The organism is Sphingobium sp. BYY-5 (assembly GCF_022758885.1).
In the GTDB taxonomy this organism is placed as follows: domain Bacteria; phylum Pseudomonadota; class Alphaproteobacteria; order Sphingomonadales; family Sphingomonadaceae; genus Sphingobium.
Genome location: NZ_JALEBH010000001.1, coordinates 2,546,631 through 2,562,619, shown reverse-complemented (window position 1 = coordinate 2,562,619; position 15,989 = coordinate 2,546,631). Strand labels below are relative to the sequence as shown.

Below are 15,989 nucleotides of genomic sequence, written 5' to 3'. Positions count from 1 at the left end.
CGCTGCACTGCAAAAAGAATGGGCCTTTCAGGCATCCTCTCCTAAAAACTTTAGCCGCCTTCAGGGCGGCTTTTTTTTGCTTTTTTGTAAATGAATTTTTGCTCGACGCCGTAGCGTCCGCCCGATGCCGATCGTCGAATCGCCCGGTAAAAGCGGCCAATTTCCCCGGTGTGACACTGGAAATTAGCGGCATCTTTGATAAGTCGCATGGCTCCTAAACCGGGTTGGCGCGTTGGAGCAGCGCCATCCGGCATGAGAAGAGTCGCTATTAGCAGAGGATTTGCCATGTTCCTTAGCCGCCGCCTTAGCCGTTTTTTCCTTGTCACCGGGGCGTTGGCCGCGCCGATCCCTGCCTTTGCCGGTGGCTTCTACCTGCAGGAACAATCGCCGATCGAAACCGGCCGCGCCCTGTCCGGTGGCGCAGCGGCGGGTGACGACCCGTCGACCATCTATTTCAATCCGGCCGCGATGACGCAGCTATCGGGTATCCAGACCTCGATCGGCGCGTCGGCGTTGATGCCCTTCGCGCACCAGACCAATCGCGGATCGAGCCGCACCATTCCGGGCAGTCCCGTGCGGGCGCCGGTAAATGGCGGTGATGGCGGCAATCCGTTTGAAAGCGTCATTCCGGTGCCGAGCTTCTATGCCAGTGCGCAGGTCACGGATCGGCTGTGGCTTGGACTGGGCGTCAATGCGCCCTTCGGCCTCAAGCTCGATTATGACGATGATTTCTTCGGTCGGTATGACTCGCTCTACACCAACCTCAAAACCTATAATATCCAGCCTTCGGCCGCCTATAAGCTGACCGACAATCTGTCGATCGGCGGCGGTGTGGATGTACAATATGTGAAGGTGACGCTGACCAATGCGTTGCCGCAGCTTTCGCCGCTGCTCGCCGACGGGTTCACCAGCCTGAAGGGCGACGACTGGTCGGTCGGCTGGAACGCGGGGCTTTTCTATACCACGGGCGACACCAATTTCGGCGTCCATTACCGCTCCGGCATCAGCCATAAACTGGCCGGCACCCAGAGCATCTCCGGCCTGCTTGGCCCGCTCGCCGCCGCCAACGGGGATTTCGCGGCGACCGCGCCGCTGGACCTGCCCGATATCGTCACCGTCAGCATGATGCACAAGCTGACGCCCAATCTGCGCGCGATGATTACCGGCAAATGGTATAACTGGTCGAAGTTCAAGGGGATCGCCGTTACCTCCGCCACCGGCACCACCACCAAGGAACTGGATTATAAGGACAGCTATTCGGTCAGCCTGGGCGGCGAATATGATGTCAGCCCCGCGCTGACCCTTCGCGCCGGCACCATGTTCGACCGCACGCCCACCAACCCGCAGCATCTGACGACCCGCGTGCCGGATGGCGACCGTGTGTGGCTGACCGGCGGCGCAACCTGGAACATGTCGGATTCCATGGCGCTCAATGTCAGCTACGCCCACACCTTCGTCGAGAAGGCGAACATCATCCGTCCGGACAGCTATTATCCCTCGCCCGCGACCGTCACCGCGACGACCTTGGCGCAGACCAGCGGTAATGCCGACCAGGTCGCCGCATCGATGACTCTTCGTTTCTAACCGGGACGCTTCTAACCGAAGCCAAAAATCCCTATAGGGGCTTCGTAGCTTACGGAGCCCCTTTTTCATGTCCGATCATAATCCCGGCCTGCGCCCCTGGCGCGACATCGCGCGGCGGCAGTCGCGGCAGATCATGGTCGGCAACGTCCCCGTCGGTGGCGGCGCCCCGGTCACGGTCCAGACCATGACCAACACGCTGACCCATGACGTCAAGGCGACGATCGACCAGATCCGCCGCTGCGAGGAGGCGGGTGTCGACATCATCCGCGTCTCCTGCCCCGATGAAGAATCGACCGTTGCGCTGAAGCAGATCGTCCGCGCCGTGCGCGTGCCGATCGTCGCGGACATCCATTTCCACTATAAGCGCGCGCTGGAAGCCGCCGATGCGGGCGCCGCCTGTCTGCGGATCAATCCGGGCAATATCGGCAGCGAAGCGCGGGTGAAGGAAGTGGTCGACGCGGCCAAGGCCAATGGCTGTTCGATCCGCATCGGCGTCAACGCCGGGAGCCTGGAAAAGGACCTGCTGGAAAAATATGGCGAGCCTTGCCCGGAGGCGCTGGTCGAAAGCGCGCTCGACCATATCAAGCTGCTGCAGGACCAGGATTTCCACGAATATAAGGTCGCGGTGAAGGCCAGCGACGTCTTCCTTGCAGTCGCTGCCTATATGCAGCTTGCCGACGCGGTGGACTGCCCGCTGCACTTGGGCATCACCGAGGCGGGCGGGCTGATCGGCGGCACGGTGAAGAGCGCGATCGGCATCGGCAACCTGCTCTGGGCCGGTATCGGCGACACCATCCGCGTCTCCCTTTCGGCCGAACCCGAAGAGGAAGTGCGGGTCGGTTACGAGATATTGAAGTCGCTCGGCATCCGTACGCGCGGGGTCAAGATCATTTCCTGCCCGTCCTGCGCGCGCCAGGGATTCAATGTGATCCGTACCGTCCAGGCGCTGGAGGAACGGCTCCAGCACATCAACACGCCCTTGTCACTTTCGGTGCTGGGCTGCGTCGTCAATGGTCCGGGTGAGGCGCGCGAAACCGACATCGGCCTGACCGGCGGTGGCAATGGCAAGCATATGGTCTATCTGTCGGGTGTCACCGACCACACGATCCAGGACGCCGATATGGTCGACCATATCGTGAAGCTGGTCGAGGCGAAGGCCGCAGAGATCGAGGCCGCCAATCTTGAGGCCGAAACGACGGACGCGGGCAAGGTCGAGGCGGCGGAATAGACGGGACGGCCGGGCCATGAACGCGCCTGCTCGCGCTATTGCAATTCCCTTTGCTATTTGCTGCCTGGGCGTCGCGCTGTTTTCCGTGATGGATGCGGCGATGAAGGGGCTGAGCCTTTCCGTGGGCCTTTACAACGCCTTGTTCTGGCGCGCGGTGACGGGCAGTGTGCTGGGCTTCCTATTGATGCTGCTGACCCGCCAGCGCTGGCCGACGCGGGCGGTGCTGCGCATCCATCTGCTGCGCGGGGTGGTGGTGGCGGTGATGGCGGCGCTCTTCTTCTGGGCGCTCATGCGGCTGCCGCTGGCCGAAGCCATCGCGCTGTCCTTTATCGCACCGCTCATCGCCCTCTACCTCGCCGCGCTGCTGCTCAAGGAAAAGGTCGGGCGGCAGGCGATCGGCGCGTCGCTGTTGGGACTGGTGGGCGTTGCCGTGATCCTCTCCGGACGGGTGCGCGGCGATTATGACGGGAATGCGCTGCTGGGCGCTCTGGCGGTGCTGGCGTCGGCCATGCTCTTCGCCTGGAACCTCATCATCCAGCGGCAGCAGGCGCAGGTCGCTTCCCCGATCGAGGTCGCTTTCTTCCAGCATCTCATCATGTTGGGCGTTTTCGCACTGGGCGCGCCGATGCTGGCGATCCTTCCTCCGGTCAAAGCCGTCCCGCTCATTCTGCTGGCCGCAACGCTGGCCTTCACTTCGCTCGCGGCGCTGGCCTGGGCCTATGCCCGGACAGAAGCGCAGCGGCTGATCCCGGTTGAATATAGCGCCTTCGTCTGGGCAGCGATCATCGGCTGGCTGGTGTTTGGCGAGACGTTGACAGTGACGACGGTCGCGGGCGCATTGCTGATCGTTACGGGTTGCCTTATCGCAGCGCGCTCAAAGCGGGCGGAGAGCGCCGATTATAAGGGAACCCATGTGGAACCGGGAACGGCATGAGCGGGATCATCGTTCGGGAAGCGGTAGCCGGGGATATCGGCGTCATTCATGACTTCATCGTCGCGCTGGCCGACTATGAGCGACTGGCCCATGCAGTGAAGGCGGACCGCGAAAGGCTGGCCCATTATCTGTTTGGCCCGCGCCCGATGGCGGAGGTGCTGATCGCGGAACATGACGGTGCGGCGATCGGTTTCGCGCTGTTCTTCCACAATTTCTCGACCTTCGAAGGGCGACCCGGCATCTATCTCGAAGATCTGTTCGTCCTGCCGCAGACGCGGGGACTGGGCGCGGGCAAGGCGCTGCTCGCGCGTCTCGCGCAACTGGCGGTCGAACGTGATTGCGCCCGGCTCGAATGGTCGGTGCTCGACTGGAACGCGCCTTCCATTGCCTTTTATCATACGCTTGGCGCACGGCCGATGGACGAATGGACGGTGCAGCGGGTGGATGGTGATGCCCTGGCGGCGCTGGCCGCCTCCTGATCCTTCGGGACGAGCCGAAGGGCGGCAGGCTTGACGGGGAGTCACCGCCGGAGGCATTGTGCCGATCTGGAACATTTGGGGGACAACAAGTTATATGGCCGTCGGCCGCACCGTGAAACGATCGCCGGAATGGCGCGAAATGCTGAAGCGCAGCCTGATCCGCAGTGGTGCGCTGATCGGCGCGATCGCGCTTTTGCTTCTGACGCTGTTCCTGGCGCTGGCGCTGCTGAGCTATGCCCCCAGCGATCCGTCGATGAACACGGTGGCGGGCGATCATGTCGCCAATATCATGCAGGCGCCTGGCGCCTGGACCGCCGACTTCCTGCTCTGGCTGCTGGGCGTGCCCGTTGCACTGATCCTGCCGCTGATGGCCATCACTGCACGTCGTCTCTGGGGCGATCAGGACATGGCGGGGTGGAAGGCGCAATTCGGTAAATGTCTGTTCGGTATCATCCTGATCGGCATCGCGCTGGCCCTGTTCCAGAGCGATCCGCTGGTCGGCCTGCCCGCCGGTTGGGGCGGGGTGATCGGCCTGGTCACGGCCAAGGGCATTGCGAGCCTGACCGCGCAGGCGCCTGTCGCCTCGCCATGGATCAAGGGCGTGCTGATCGGCATCGCGATGATCGCCGGTCTCTTCACCTGTTATCGCAGCCTGGCTTTGGAAAAGCCGATCATCGCGCTGCGCCGCCCGACATTGCCGAAATTCAGCCTGCCGATCCCCAGCCTGCCCTTTGGCAGCGGGGCCGCGGCGGATGAAGATGGCGAGGATGACGAACCTGGCGAGCGGGTCATCACCCCGCGCAAGCAGGTGTCGAACGAACCGAAGCCGCCCATCACCATCCAGGCACCCAAGCCTGCGCCGGCGCAGCGCACCATGGCGCCGGTGTCGCAGGATGACCTGTTCGGCAACAGCTCGCTCCCCTCGCCCGACCTGCTCAACCCGATTCCGGCCAGCCAGGGCGGCAAGATCGACAAGGCGGCGCTGGAGCGGAACGCCCGCCTGCTCGAATCCGTGCTCGACGACTTCCATGTGAAGGGCAATATCGTCGAGGTGCGGCCCGGCCCGGTCGTCACCATGTATGAGCTGGAGCCGGCGCCGGGCATCAAGGCAAGCCGGGTGATCGCGCTGGCCGATGATATCGCCCGCAACATGTCGGCGCTTTCCGCCCGCGTCGCGACGATTCCGGGCCGCACGGTGATCGGCATCGAACTGCCCAATGCAAACCGGGAGGGCGTCTCCTTCCGCGAACTCATCACGTCGGAGCAGTTCGCGCAGGAAGCGACGCTGCCGATCATTCTGGGCAAGAATATTTCCGGTGAACCGATCATCGCCGACCTGGCGCCGATGCCGCATCTGCTGATCGCGGGCACCACCGGGTCGGGCAAGTCGGTGGGCTTGAATGCGATGATCCTGTCGCTGCTCTATCGCATGACGCCGGACCAGCTTCGCCTCATCATGATCGACCCCAAGATGCTGGAACTGTCGACCTATGACGACATTCCGCATCTGCTCTCTCCGGTCGTCACCGAACCGGCCAAGGCGATCCGTGCGCTCAAATGGGCGGTGGAGCAGATGGAGGACCGTTATCGCATGATGGCGTCCATCTCCGTCCGCAACCTCGCCAATTACAACGAGAAGGTCCGTGCGGCGAAGGCCAAGGGCAAGCCGCTTGGCCGCCGCGTGCAGACCGGCTATGATCCTGAGACCGGCAAGCCCATCTATGAGGAGGAACAGCTCGATTTCCAGCCGCTGCCGCAGATCGTGGTGGTGGTGGACGAGCTGGCCGACCTGATGATGACGGCGGGTAAGGAAGTCGAATTCCTGATCCAGCGCTTGGCGCAGAAAGCCCGTGCGGCGGGCATCCACCTGATCCTGGCGACGCAGCGTCCTTCGGTCGACGTCATCACCGGCGTTATCAAGGCGAACCTGCCGACCCGTATCAGCTTCTTCGTGACCAGCAAGATCGACAGCCGCACCATATTGGGCGAGCAGGGCGCCGAGCAACTGCTGGGCAAGGGCGACATGCTCTATATGCATGGCGGCAAGGGACTGATGCGCGTCCACGGTCCCTTCGTGTCCGATGACGAAGTGCGCGTAGTCGCCGACCATTGGCGCGCGCAGGGGCAACCCGACTATATCTCCGCTGTCACCGAGGAGCCGGAGGAAGGCAGCTTCGCGCTCGATGGCGTGGACCTGGGCGATGACAGCCCGGACGCGCAGCTTTTCCGCAAGGCCTGCCAGCTTGTGTTCGAGAATCAGAAGGCGTCGACAAGCTGGCTGCAACGGCAATTGCGCGTCGGCTACAACAGCGCGGCGCGCCTCATCGAACGGATGGAGGAGGAAGGGCTGGTTGGTGCGCCCAACCATGTCGGCCGTCGCGAGGTGCTGCGCGACGAGAACGGGAATCCGCTCTGAATCGGCCTGAAACGATCATGGTTGCACTTCGCGCAATCGCCTTTTTGCCGTTCGCATTTGCGGCATGGTGAACCGGTCGGCATAGGGAACGGGCCTTTCAGGCATCCTCTCCTAAAAACTTTCCAGGCCGGTCTTCTCGATCGGCCTTTTTTTTGTCTGCGAAAGCGGCTAGGCCTGCGCCTGCTGCTGCCGCGCCGATAACATAATTGGAGCGGTGCCGCCGGACAGACCGGCATGGCGAGGCGGGAGCATGGGGGATGGAGCTGGTCCCAATGCCAAGTGGATGCTCTCCCCCATCAGCCTCATTCCTGCTGTTTCAGAACGGCCCGGTTCAAAAGCCGGGTTCACGGGGGGTTCAAGCCTCCCTGCCTAAGCATCTCATTTCAGTATAACCGGAGTTGAAGCCATGAAGCGCATGATTGCGCCCCTCGCGCTTGTCCTTGCCGTCGCGCCGCTGGTCGTTTCCACCCTGCCCGCCGCCGCGCAGCAGGGACAAGGGGGACAGACACAGTCGGACTTGAGTCAGGTCAACGCCTATATCCGCGCCGTCACCACCATGACCGCCGATTTCAGCCAGACCGACCGCAATGGCCAGACGCTGACCGGCCAGCTTACCCTGAAGCAGCCGGGCAAGGTGCGCTTCCAATATCAGAAGGGCGTGCCGTTGCTGATCGTGGGCGACGGCAAGGCGCTGACCATGATCGATTATGAGGTGCGGCAGGTGCAGCGCTGGCCGATCGGCAATTCGCCGCTGGGCGCGCTGCTCGATCCCAACAAGGATCTGTCGAAATTCGGCAAGGTCGTGCCCACCGGCGACCCGTCGATCCTCAGTGTCGAGGCGCGCGATCCCAAGCGGCCCGAATTCGGCACCATCAGCATGATCTTCAAGCGCGATCCGGCCAGCCCGGCGGGCCTGCAGCTCTATGGCTGGGTCGCGCTCGATTCGCAGAATAACCGCACGGCGGTGCGCCTGACCAACCAGCGTTACGGCGTTCCGGTGGCCGATTCCGCCTTCCGCTGGACCGATCCGCGTCCGAAGGGGCGTTCGGCGGGCGGCTGACCCGAGCGCATCGCAAGATGGATTGATAAACTTTCATTTCCGTTCATCTGCCGCTCATATGTGGAGCGCTAATCAGAAACCCACGGCAGGAGACAAAACCGGGATTTCCCCCCTGTTACCCGGTCCCCAGCTCCCGCCGCGAAGCGCTTCAAGGGCGCGATCGAGACCCCCGTTCCACGCCCCCGGAGCGGGGGTCTTACTTTGTCGGTCCTATAGGTCTTGCGCTTGCGCAACGACGCGCGGACTCCTAGTTGGCTAAGCATGGCCGATATGCTCTCCATTTGCTCCTGGAACATCAACAGCGTCCGCGCGCGCATCGACATCGTCGAACAGCTATTGCGGCAGGAAGCTCCCGATATATTGTGCCTGCAGGAAACCAAGGTGGTGAACGAAATCTTCCCCGCCGACATGTTCCGGCGGCTGGGCTATGTGCATCAGGTGCTGAACGGCCAGCGGATGCACCATGGCGTCGCGATCATGAGCAAGGTTCCCATCCATGAGGACGACCGGTTCGACTGGCAGGCCAATGGCGAGGCGCGCCATGTCGGCGTGCGACTCGACAATGGCGTGCGGATCGAGAATGTCTATGTTCCGGCGGGTGGCGATGTGCCGGACCGGGAGGTGAATCCCAAATTCGGCCAGAAGCTCGATTTCCTGGAGCGCATGATCCAATGGTCTTCGGACCTCGATAACAAGCCCACCATCCTGACCGGCGACTTCAACATCGCGCCGCTGGAATGCGACGTGTGGAGCCACAAACAATTGCTGAACGTCGTCAGCCACACGCCGATCGAGTGCGAGATTCTGGCGCGTCTCCAGACGTCGAACGACTGGATCGATATCGGCCGCCATTTCCATCCGGCGCCGGCGCGGCTCTACACCTGGTGGAGCTATCGTGCGAAGGATTGGGCGGAATCGGATCGCGGCCGCCGGCTCGACCATATGTGGATGACGAAGGATGTTGCGGACAAGGCGATCAGCCACCGCGTGGTCGAACCGGCGCGGAGCTGGATCAAGCCGTCCGACCATATCCCCATCATCACCGAGTTCGCCTTCTGATGTCCAGCCGGAACGCCGCCCGCGCCATTGATGCGCTTCGGCGCGGCTGGGCGGTGCGCCTGGCCGCGCCTGACGGCGCGATCCGGCTGATGGCGATCGAGGGGGCAGACGCCGTGACGCTGGGCGGCTTCGATCCCGACAGCGAAGCGGACATCTTGATCTCCGCCGCGCGCGCCGAAACATTGAAGCTTTCCAACCAGTTGGCGGCAGCCGATCCAGAGCTGCCAGTGCTGGTCGTACGCACCCCCTGGATCGATGCGGACGTGGCGACCGCCATCGCCGATCCGGTGCTGGATCTTGCCTCGCCGCTTAAGGGGCCGTTCCGCGCTCGCCCGCTGTCCGCGCCGCAAGCGGCCAGGGCAGCGCTGCGTCTGGCGCGTCTGGCCGGGATTCTGCCCGCCTATTTCGTGGCTGATGGCGATGGTCCGGTCGAAGCGGAGGTGAGCGCCGACGACATCGCCGCCTATGACGATGCTGTCCATCTCGCTGTCGCAACCCGTGCGCGCCTGCCCGTGTCGGCCAGCGAGACGGGGGAGATCGTCGCCTTTCGCAGCCCGGACGAACCGCGCGAGCATGTCGCGCTGATCGTCGGCAGGCGCGACGCATCGCCGCCCGTCATCCGCCTGCACAGCGAATGCCTGACCGGCGATGTGCTGGGCAGCCTGAAATGCGATTGTGGGCCACAGCTTCATCAGGCGCTGCATCAGATCGCCGATGCGCCCTGGGGCATATTGCTCTATCTGCGGCAGGAAGGACGTGGCATCGGCCTGGTCAACAAGCTGCGCGCCTATGCGCTGCAGGACCAGGGATTCGATACGGTCGACGCCAATGTGCGGCTGGGTTTCGCCATCGACGCGCGCGACTTTTCGGTCGCGGCGCGAATGCTCGACCTGCTCGGCGTGGGTGAGGTGCGGTTGCTCACCAATAACCCGAATAAGGTGACGGGATTGGAAGCGGCGGGAATCAAAGTGGTGGAGCGGCTGCCGATCATCCTGCCGGCCAACCCGCACAATGAACATTATCTGGCGACCAAGCGCGATCGCACCGGCCACCAGCTATGAGCGTCGTCTACGTCGAGAGCGGCGCGGGCCGCCTGACCTTTGGTGACATCGCCATGGCCTGCACCATCGGCCGCGGCGGCGCCTGCCTGGCAGCGCACAAGCGGGAGGGGGACGGGTGCACGCCGCTTGGGACATGGGCGATCTGGGGCGTATTGCTGCGTCCGGGCAAGGTCGAGGCGACGGGAATCCGCCTGCCCTGGCGCTGGGTGCGCGCGAATGACGGCTGGTCGGACGATATCGCCGATCCGGCCTATAACCGCCCCGTGCGCCTGCCGCGCGCCTTCTCCGCCGAAAATCTGATCCGTAGCGACGATGCCTATGACGTCATCGTCGTGCTTGGCCATAATGATGCGCCGCCGGTGCCGGGGCGGGGCAGCGCGATCTTCTTCCACCTCTCGGAAGGCCGCCCCACCGCCGGCTGCGTCGCCGTGGAGCGGAAAGACATGCTGCGGCTCCTGCCCTTGCTAAAGCCAAACGATGTGATGGAGATCGTCTGACTCGCAGGTCGTAGAAAGACCCGTTCGCCCTGAGCCTGTCGAAGGGCGCGGACAGGTCAGGCGGTTGCGCGCGTGCTTCGACAGGCTCAGCACGAACGGATCCTGCTTGGCAACTACGCCCGCTCCAGCGCCTCGCCCACCTCGCCGCCGGCCGCCTCCAGCAGGCGTCGTTCCAGCGTCTGCAACCGCGCCTTGCTTTCGATCTTTCCACCCAGAAGGTCGGTGACGTAAAAAGTATCGACCGCGCGCTCGCCATAGGTGGCGACATGGGCGCTGTGGACCGTGACCTTCGACTGGAACAGCGCATTGGCCAGGCTGAACAGCAGCGCCGGCCGGTCGCGGGCGTTGACCTCCACTACGGTGAAGCGGTTCGATGCCTTGTTGTCGATCAGCACGTTCGGTTCGATGCGGAAAGCCTCCGCGCGGGTGCGGGGCAGGGGGCGGGCGGCCAATTTGGTGATAAGGCGATGCCGGTTGGACAGCGAATCCTCGATCGCGTTGCGGATGCGCTGCAATTGTTCGGGACTGTGAAAGGCGCCGCCGAACGGGTCCTGTACCAGGAAATTGTCGATGGCGACGCCGTCGCGCGTCGTATGGATGCGCGCGTCGATGATGTTGCCCCCCGCCAGGTGAATCGCGCCGGCGATCCGGTAGAATAGGCCCGGATGGTCGGTGGCGTAGACGGTGACGAGCGTCGCGCCGCGCTGCGGATAATAATGGGCCGCGATCGACAGCGGAGAATCGCCCGACGCCAGGATATGCTGGGCGTTGTGGACCAATATGTCTTCAGGCTCGGCGATCCAATAGGATTCCGGGAGGCGCTTGCCAAAGGCTTCGAACGCCGCCTCATCCATGTGTAGCGCCTGGCGCAGCGCTTCCTGCTTGGCGGCGACGCGCTCGCTGCGCCCCTTCTGCTTGTGACCCAGGCGCAGCAGTTCTTCGGCCGCATCGTAGAGGTCGCCCAGCAACTGACGCTTCCAGCTATTCCAGACGCCCGGCCCCACGGCGCGGATATCGACCACGGTCAGGCAGAGCAGCAGCCGCAGCCGCTCAGGGCTTTGCACCACTTCGACGAAATCGAGGATGGTTTTATAGTCGGCGAGATCGCGCTTGAAGGCGGTCGCCGACATGAGGAGATGGTAGCGCACCAGCCAGGCCACCGTTTCGGTCTCGGCGGGGGTGAGGCCAAGGCGCGGGCAGAGATGTTCCGCCACCTCCGCTCCCAGCAGGCTATGGTCGCCACCGCGCCCCTTGGCGATGTCGTGCAGCAGCACGGCGACATAGAGAACCCGGCGTGAGAGGAGCCGGCCCATCAGTTCGGTCGAAAGGGGGTGGTCCTGTTCCAGTTCCCCCTTTTCGATGCGCGCCAGCAGCCCGACCGCGCGGATGGTATGCTCATCGACCGTATAATGATGATACATGTCGAACTGCATCTGCGCGACGACGCGGCGGAAGTCGGGGACGAAGCGGCCGAATACGGTGGATTCATTCATCCATCGCAGCACCGTTTCGGGATCGCGCGGGGAAGTCAGCACCTCCATGAAGGCGGCGTTGGCGCGCGGGTCCTTGCGTATCTTGGCGGTAATCAGGCCGGCGTCGCGGCTTGCGGCGCGCAAGGCGCTGGGATGGATCTGAAGCCCATGCTTGTCCGCGGCGGCGAAGATGTCCAGCAGCCGCACCGGGTCCGCCTGGAAGAAATCGTCGCTCGGCAGCGCCAGCCTGCCCCGTTCCAGCACGAAGCCGTCCAGTTTCTTGGGTCGGCGGAAGATGGACGGGATGTAGCGCCGTCCCTTCGGCCCCATTTGATCGTCCAGATGCGCCAGGAAGACGGCGGTGAGGTCGCCCACCGTTTTCGCGTTGAGGAAATAATAGCGCATGAAACGCTCGACGCCCGACCGGCCGGCGCGGTCGGTGAAATGCATCCGCGTTGCCGTTTCGATTTGCAGGTCGAAGGTCAGCCGGTCTTCGGCGCGCCCGGTGATGGTATGCAGGTGGCAGCGCACCGCCCAGAGGAAATCCTCGGCTTTCTGGAACTGCCGCAACTCGCTCTGCGTCAACAGACCGACATCGACCAGATCGGCGACCGACCGCACCCGGTTCACATATTTGCCGATCCAGAAGAGGGTGTGCAGGTCGCGCAGCCCCCCCTTGCCTTCCTTCACATTGGGTTCGACGACATAACGGCTGTCGCCCATCCGCTTGTGCCGCTCGTCGCGCTCCACCAGCTTTTCGGTGACGAAGGCGCGGGCATTGCCCTGCATCACCTCGGCGTCGAAGCGGGTGGAGGTTTCCTCATAGAGCGCGCGGTCGCCCCAGATATAGCGTGCCTCCAGCAAAGCAGTGCGCACGGTAAGGTCGCTCTTGGCCATCCGCATCGTCTCGTCGACCGAGCGGCTGCTATGGCCCACCTTTAATCCCAGATCCCAGAGCGAATAGAGCATGGATTCGATCACCTGCTCGGTCCAGCCCGTGGGCTTCCAGGGGGTGATGAAGCCAATGTCGACGTCGCTGTGCGGCGCCATTTCGCCCCGGCCATAGCCACCCACCGCGATCAGCGCGATCCGCTCGCCGGTGCTGCGATTGGCTGCCGGATAGAGGTGATGCGTGGTCGCGTCGTAGAGCAGGCGCACAATCTGGTCGATCAGGAAGGCGAAGGCGCTCACTGCCTCGCGCCCGCGCGTGGGCCGCGCCTCCAGCCGTTGCGCCACCTCGTCCCGGCCATGGTCGAGCGCCGCCTTCAATTCCTTGACGATCAATCCGCGCAAACGCATCAGATCGCCCCGATGCTCCTGCGCCAGGGCGAGAATCGTGTCGGAAATCGCGCGCCTGTCGATGATCGCGCGGCGCGCTCCCAGAGCGGGGAACTGCATGACCATATCTATTCTCTAGTCGGGCGCCACGTCGGCGGCCAGTTGTTTCAGCCGATAGAGGTGATCGAGCGCCTCGCGCGGGGAAAGCGCGTCCGCGTCGATCGCCTCGATCGCGGCGCGCAAGGGGTCGGCCTTCTCCTCTTCCTGCACCGCGACGGCCGCGAATAGCGGCAGGTCGTCGAGGCCGGCGGCGATTCCACCGGTCCTGGCCTTGCCCGCTTCCAGCCGCGCCAGCACATCCTTTGCCCGCTTGAGCACGGCAGGCGGCAGCCCCGCCAGCCGCGCCACCGCCAGGCCATAGCTGCGATCCGCCGGCCCTTCGGCCAGTTCATGCAGCAGGATGAGGTCGCCCTTCCATTCGCGGGCGCGGACATGGTGGAGCGAGAGCGAGGAGAGGGTTTCGGCGAGCCGCGTCAGCTCATGATAATGGGTGGCGAACAGGCAGCGGCAGCGATTGACCTCATGCACCGCTTCCACCACGGCCCATGCCAGCGCCAGCCCGTCATAGGTCGACGTGCCGCGCCCCACCTCATCCAGAATGACGAAGCTGCGCTCTGTCGCCTGCGCCAGGATGGCGGCGGTTTCCACCATCTCGACCATGAAGGTGGAGCGGCCTTTGGCGAGATTGTCCGACGCGCCGACCCGGCTGAACAGGCGGTCGACCAGGGTCAGCGTCGCCGATTGCGCGGGAACATAGCCGCCGGCCTGCGCCAGGATGACGATCAGCGCATTCTGCCGCAGGAAGGTCGACTTGCCGCCCATATTGGGGCCGGTGACGAGCCAGAGCCGGTCGGCTTCGGCCAGGCGACAGTCGTTGGCGACGAAGGGCTGGCCCTCGCGCCGCAGCGCATCCTCCACCACAGGATGCCGCCCGCCCACGATATCCAGGCACTGCCCCGCGCTGTCCGCCGGCACGAAATGCGGCCGTTGCCAGCCGCCCTCGGCCGCGCGTTCGGCGAGCGAGGCGGCAACGTCGAGCCGGGCCAGCGCATCAGCGGCGCGGGCGATGTCGGCCTTGCGGTCGAGCACCGCGTTGATGAGTTCTTCCAGATGGGCGGCCTCGGCGACCAGGGCATGGGCACCCGCCTGCGCCACGCGCCCGGCCTCCTCATGCAGGTCGATCGAATTGAAGCGCACCACGCCGGCCAGCGTCTGGCGATGGGTGAAGCCGCTGGTCGGCGCCATCAGCGCGTCGGCGGCGCGTGCCGGCACCTCGACATGATAGCCCAGCACGCCATTGTGCCGGATCTTGAGCGAGGAAATGCCGGTCTGCTCGCGATATCTGGCCTCCAGCGCGGCGATGGCGCGGCGGCCGTCGCCGGCCATGCGGCGCAGTTCGTCGAGCGCGGGGTCGTAGCCGTCGGCGATATAGCCGCCATTGGCCGTCTCGGTCGGCGGCGCCGGGACCAGCGCGCGCGACAGGGCATCGACCAGTTCGCCATGGCCGTCGAGCGCGGGGAGAAGTTGCAGCAGGAGTTGGGGCGCATCGGCCAGACGGCCCAGCCGTTCGCGCAACAGTCGCGCTTCGCCGAGGCCATCGCGGAGCTGGCCGAGGTCGCGGGGCGACCCGCGCCCCACCGCCACGCGGCCCAGCGCCCGGCCGATATCGGGCAGGGCACGCAGCGCCGCGCGCAACTGGTCACGCAGCAACGCATCGTCATGGAAAAGCTGGACCAGCCCCAGCCGCGCCTCGATCATGGCGAGGTCCATCAACGGAGCCGACAGATCCTGCCCCAGCAGGCGCGCGCCCGCGCCTGTCACCGTCCGGTCGATCGCGCCCAGCAGGCTGCCGGCGCGCGACCCGGCCATGGTCGCGACGATCTCCAGGCTCTCGCGCGTTGCCGCATCGATGGCGACATGACCGCCGCTGGTCTTGCGCAGCGGTGGCGCGAGGAAAGGAAGCGTACCTTTGCCCGCATGGTCGAGATAGGCGATCAGCCCGCCCATCGCCGCAAGCTCCGCCCGCCCGAACTGGCCGAAGCCGTCGAGTGTCGCGACCCCGAACAGGCGCTTGAGAGCGTCTTCCGCGCGGCTGCTGGAAAAGGCGGCACGATCGAACGGATGCGAGTCCGCGATATCGATCGTCGATCCTTCGGCCACCACCGTCTCGCTTGGCCGCAGCCGCGCCAGTTCGGCGGGCAGGTCGGCCATGGGACAGGTCATCGTTTCGAACCGGCCGGTCGAAATATCGGCGGCGGCGATGCCGATCTCGCCCGATCCCCCATTTTCCAGCGACCCGCCTACCTGCGCCAGCGCGACCAGCATATTGTCACGCCGGGAATCGAGCAGGGTTTCCTCGGTGAGCGTCCCGGCGGTGACGTAGCGGACGATCGCGCGCACCACCAATGCCTTCCCGCCGCGCGCCTTGGCCTGCGCAGGCGTTTCGGTCTGTTCGGCGATGGCGACGCGATGGCCGCCCTTGATGAGCCGCGCCAGATAGCCTTCGGCGCTGTGCACCGGCACGCCGCACATCGGGATGGGCGCGCCGCCATGCTCGCCCCGGCTGGTGAGCGCAATGTCGAGCGTGGCGGCCGCCATTTTGGCGTCGTCGAAGAACAGTTCGAAAAAGTCGCCCATGCGATAGAAGAGCAGGCAATCCTGCGCTTCGGCCTTCAGCGCCAGATACTGCGCCATCATCGGGGTCGGCTGGCCGGAGGGTGGGGCCGCTGTGTCAGTCGATTTCGCCATGGGATCAGCGGATAGCCTGAACCCTGTGTTGAAACCAGAGCTTCGCAAACGGGCAGCAAAATTGCGCTTCTCGCACTTGCCCACAAGATAATCTTGCCGCTAGGGCGGCCGCA

General features: G+C 64.6%; 12 protein-coding genes. 9 read left to right on the top strand and 3 right to left on the bottom strand.

What is annotated here, in order from left to right; all coding sequences use genetic code 11:
- Positions 1–50: 50 nt before the first annotated feature.
- Positions 51–287 carry a hypothetical protein gene (locus MOK15_RS12300; protein WP_242931873.1) on the bottom strand — a complete coding sequence of 79 codons (237 nt, stop codon included), beginning with the start codon at positions 285–287 and terminating at the stop codon, positions 51–53.
- Between MOK15_RS12300 and MOK15_RS12295 the strand changes: the two genes are divergently transcribed.
- From MOK15_RS12295 to MOK15_RS12255, 9 genes are all read left to right on the top strand, one after another.
- Entirely contained in the window at positions 286–1,584 is a 1,299-nt protein-coding gene (locus MOK15_RS12295; protein ID WP_242931872.1) for an outer membrane protein transport protein, read from the top strand. The two genes, MOK15_RS12300 and MOK15_RS12295, sit on opposite strands and share 2 nt — an antisense overlap.
- Positions 1,585–1,651: 67 nt before the next feature.
- Positions 1,652–2,812 (top strand): flavodoxin-dependent (E)-4-hydroxy-3-methylbut-2-enyl-diphosphate synthase, encoded by a 1,161-nt coding sequence (gene ispG / locus MOK15_RS12290; protein ID WP_242931871.1) that lies wholly within the window; start codon positions 1,652–1,654, stop codon positions 2,810–2,812.
- Positions 2,813–2,828: 16 nt separating this feature from the next.
- Positions 2,829–3,746 carry a DMT family transporter gene (locus tag MOK15_RS12285; RefSeq protein ID WP_242931870.1) on the top strand — a complete coding sequence of 306 codons (918 nt, stop codon included), beginning with the start codon at positions 2,829–2,831 and terminating at the stop codon, positions 3,744–3,746.
- Positions 3,743–4,225 carry a GNAT family N-acetyltransferase gene (locus tag MOK15_RS12280; protein ID WP_242931869.1) on the top strand — a complete coding sequence of 161 codons (483 nt, stop codon included), beginning with the start codon at positions 3,743–3,745 and terminating at the stop codon, positions 4,223–4,225. The genes MOK15_RS12285 and MOK15_RS12280 overlap by 4 nt, the downstream gene beginning before the upstream one ends.
- A gap of 94 nt (positions 4,226–4,319) precedes the next feature.
- A complete protein-coding gene (locus tag MOK15_RS12275; RefSeq protein WP_242931868.1) occupies positions 4,320–6,641 on the top strand; it encodes a DNA translocase FtsK 4TM domain-containing protein in 2,322 nt (773 codons plus the stop codon).
- A 406-nt stretch (positions 6,642–7,047) separates the two neighbouring features.
- Entirely contained in the window at positions 7,048–7,701 is a 654-nt protein-coding gene (locus MOK15_RS12270; RefSeq protein WP_242931867.1) for an outer membrane lipoprotein carrier protein LolA, read from the top strand.
- Positions 7,702–7,962: 261 nt separating this feature from the next.
- Positions 7,963–8,760, top strand: a complete 798-nt coding sequence (locus MOK15_RS12265; protein ID WP_242931866.1) for an exodeoxyribonuclease III — start codon at positions 7,963–7,965, stop codon at positions 8,758–8,760.
- Positions 8,760–9,821 carry a GTP cyclohydrolase II gene (ribA, locus tag MOK15_RS12260; RefSeq protein WP_242931865.1) on the top strand — a complete coding sequence of 354 codons (1,062 nt, stop codon included), beginning with the start codon at positions 8,760–8,762 and terminating at the stop codon, positions 9,819–9,821. The genes MOK15_RS12265 and ribA overlap by 1 nt, the downstream gene beginning before the upstream one ends.
- Complete coding sequence (locus MOK15_RS12255) at positions 9,818–10,318, top strand: L,D-transpeptidase family protein (RefSeq protein ID WP_242931864.1); 501 nt, start codon at positions 9,818–9,820, stop codon at positions 10,316–10,318. Before ribA ends, MOK15_RS12255 begins: the two co-directional genes overlap by 4 nt.
- Positions 10,319–10,431: 113 nt before the next feature.
- Here the strand turns inward: MOK15_RS12255 and MOK15_RS12250 are convergent, their stop codons facing one another.
- Positions 10,432–13,194 carry a [protein-PII] uridylyltransferase gene (locus MOK15_RS12250; protein ID WP_242931863.1) on the bottom strand — a complete coding sequence of 921 codons (2,763 nt, stop codon included), beginning with the start codon at positions 13,192–13,194 and terminating at the stop codon, positions 10,432–10,434.
- A gap of 9 nt (positions 13,195–13,203) precedes the next feature.
- Complete coding sequence (gene mutS, locus MOK15_RS12245; RefSeq protein WP_242931862.1) at positions 13,204–15,876, bottom strand: DNA mismatch repair protein MutS; 2,673 nt, start codon at positions 15,874–15,876, stop codon at positions 13,204–13,206.
- Positions 15,877–15,989 lie beyond the last annotated feature (113 nt).

Excerpts from the sequence above, each read along its gene's own strand:
- ispG (WP_242931871.1), top strand. The coding sequence starts at position 1,652 with ATGTCCGATCATAATCCCGGCCTGCGCCCCTGGCGCGACATCGCGCGG.
- MOK15_RS12285 (WP_242931870.1), top strand. The coding sequence starts at position 2,829 with ATGAACGCGCCTGCTCGCGCTATTGCAATTCCCTTTGCTATTTGCTGC.
- MOK15_RS12280 (WP_242931869.1), top strand. The coding sequence starts at position 3,743 with ATGAGCGGGATCATCGTTCGGGAAGCGGTAGCCGGGGATATCGGCGTC.
- MOK15_RS12255 (WP_242931864.1), top strand. The coding sequence starts at position 9,818 with ATGAGCGTCGTCTACGTCGAGAGCGGCGCGGGCCGCCTGACCTTTGGT.
- MOK15_RS12270 (WP_242931867.1), top strand. The coding sequence starts at position 7,048 with ATGAAGCGCATGATTGCGCCCCTCGCGCTTGTCCTTGCCGTCGCGCCG.
- MOK15_RS12250 (WP_242931863.1), bottom strand. The coding sequence starts at position 13,194 with ATGGTCATGCAGTTCCCCGCTCTGGGAGCGCGCCGCGCGATCATCGAC.
- MOK15_RS12295 (WP_242931872.1), top strand. The coding sequence starts at position 286 with ATGTTCCTTAGCCGCCGCCTTAGCCGTTTTTTCCTTGTCACCGGGGCG.
- MOK15_RS12275 (WP_242931868.1), top strand. The coding sequence starts at position 4,320 with ATGGCCGTCGGCCGCACCGTGAAACGATCGCCGGAATGGCGCGAAATG.
- mutS (WP_242931862.1), bottom strand. The coding sequence starts at position 15,876 with ATGGCGAAATCGACTGACACAGCGGCCCCACCCTCCGGCCAGCCGACC.
- ribA (WP_242931865.1), top strand. The coding sequence starts at position 8,760 with ATGTCCAGCCGGAACGCCGCCCGCGCCATTGATGCGCTTCGGCGCGGC.
- MOK15_RS12300 (WP_242931873.1), bottom strand. The coding sequence starts at position 287 with ATGGCAAATCCTCTGCTAATAGCGACTCTTCTCATGCCGGATGGCGCT.
- MOK15_RS12265 (WP_242931866.1), top strand. The coding sequence starts at position 7,963 with ATGGCCGATATGCTCTCCATTTGCTCCTGGAACATCAACAGCGTCCGC.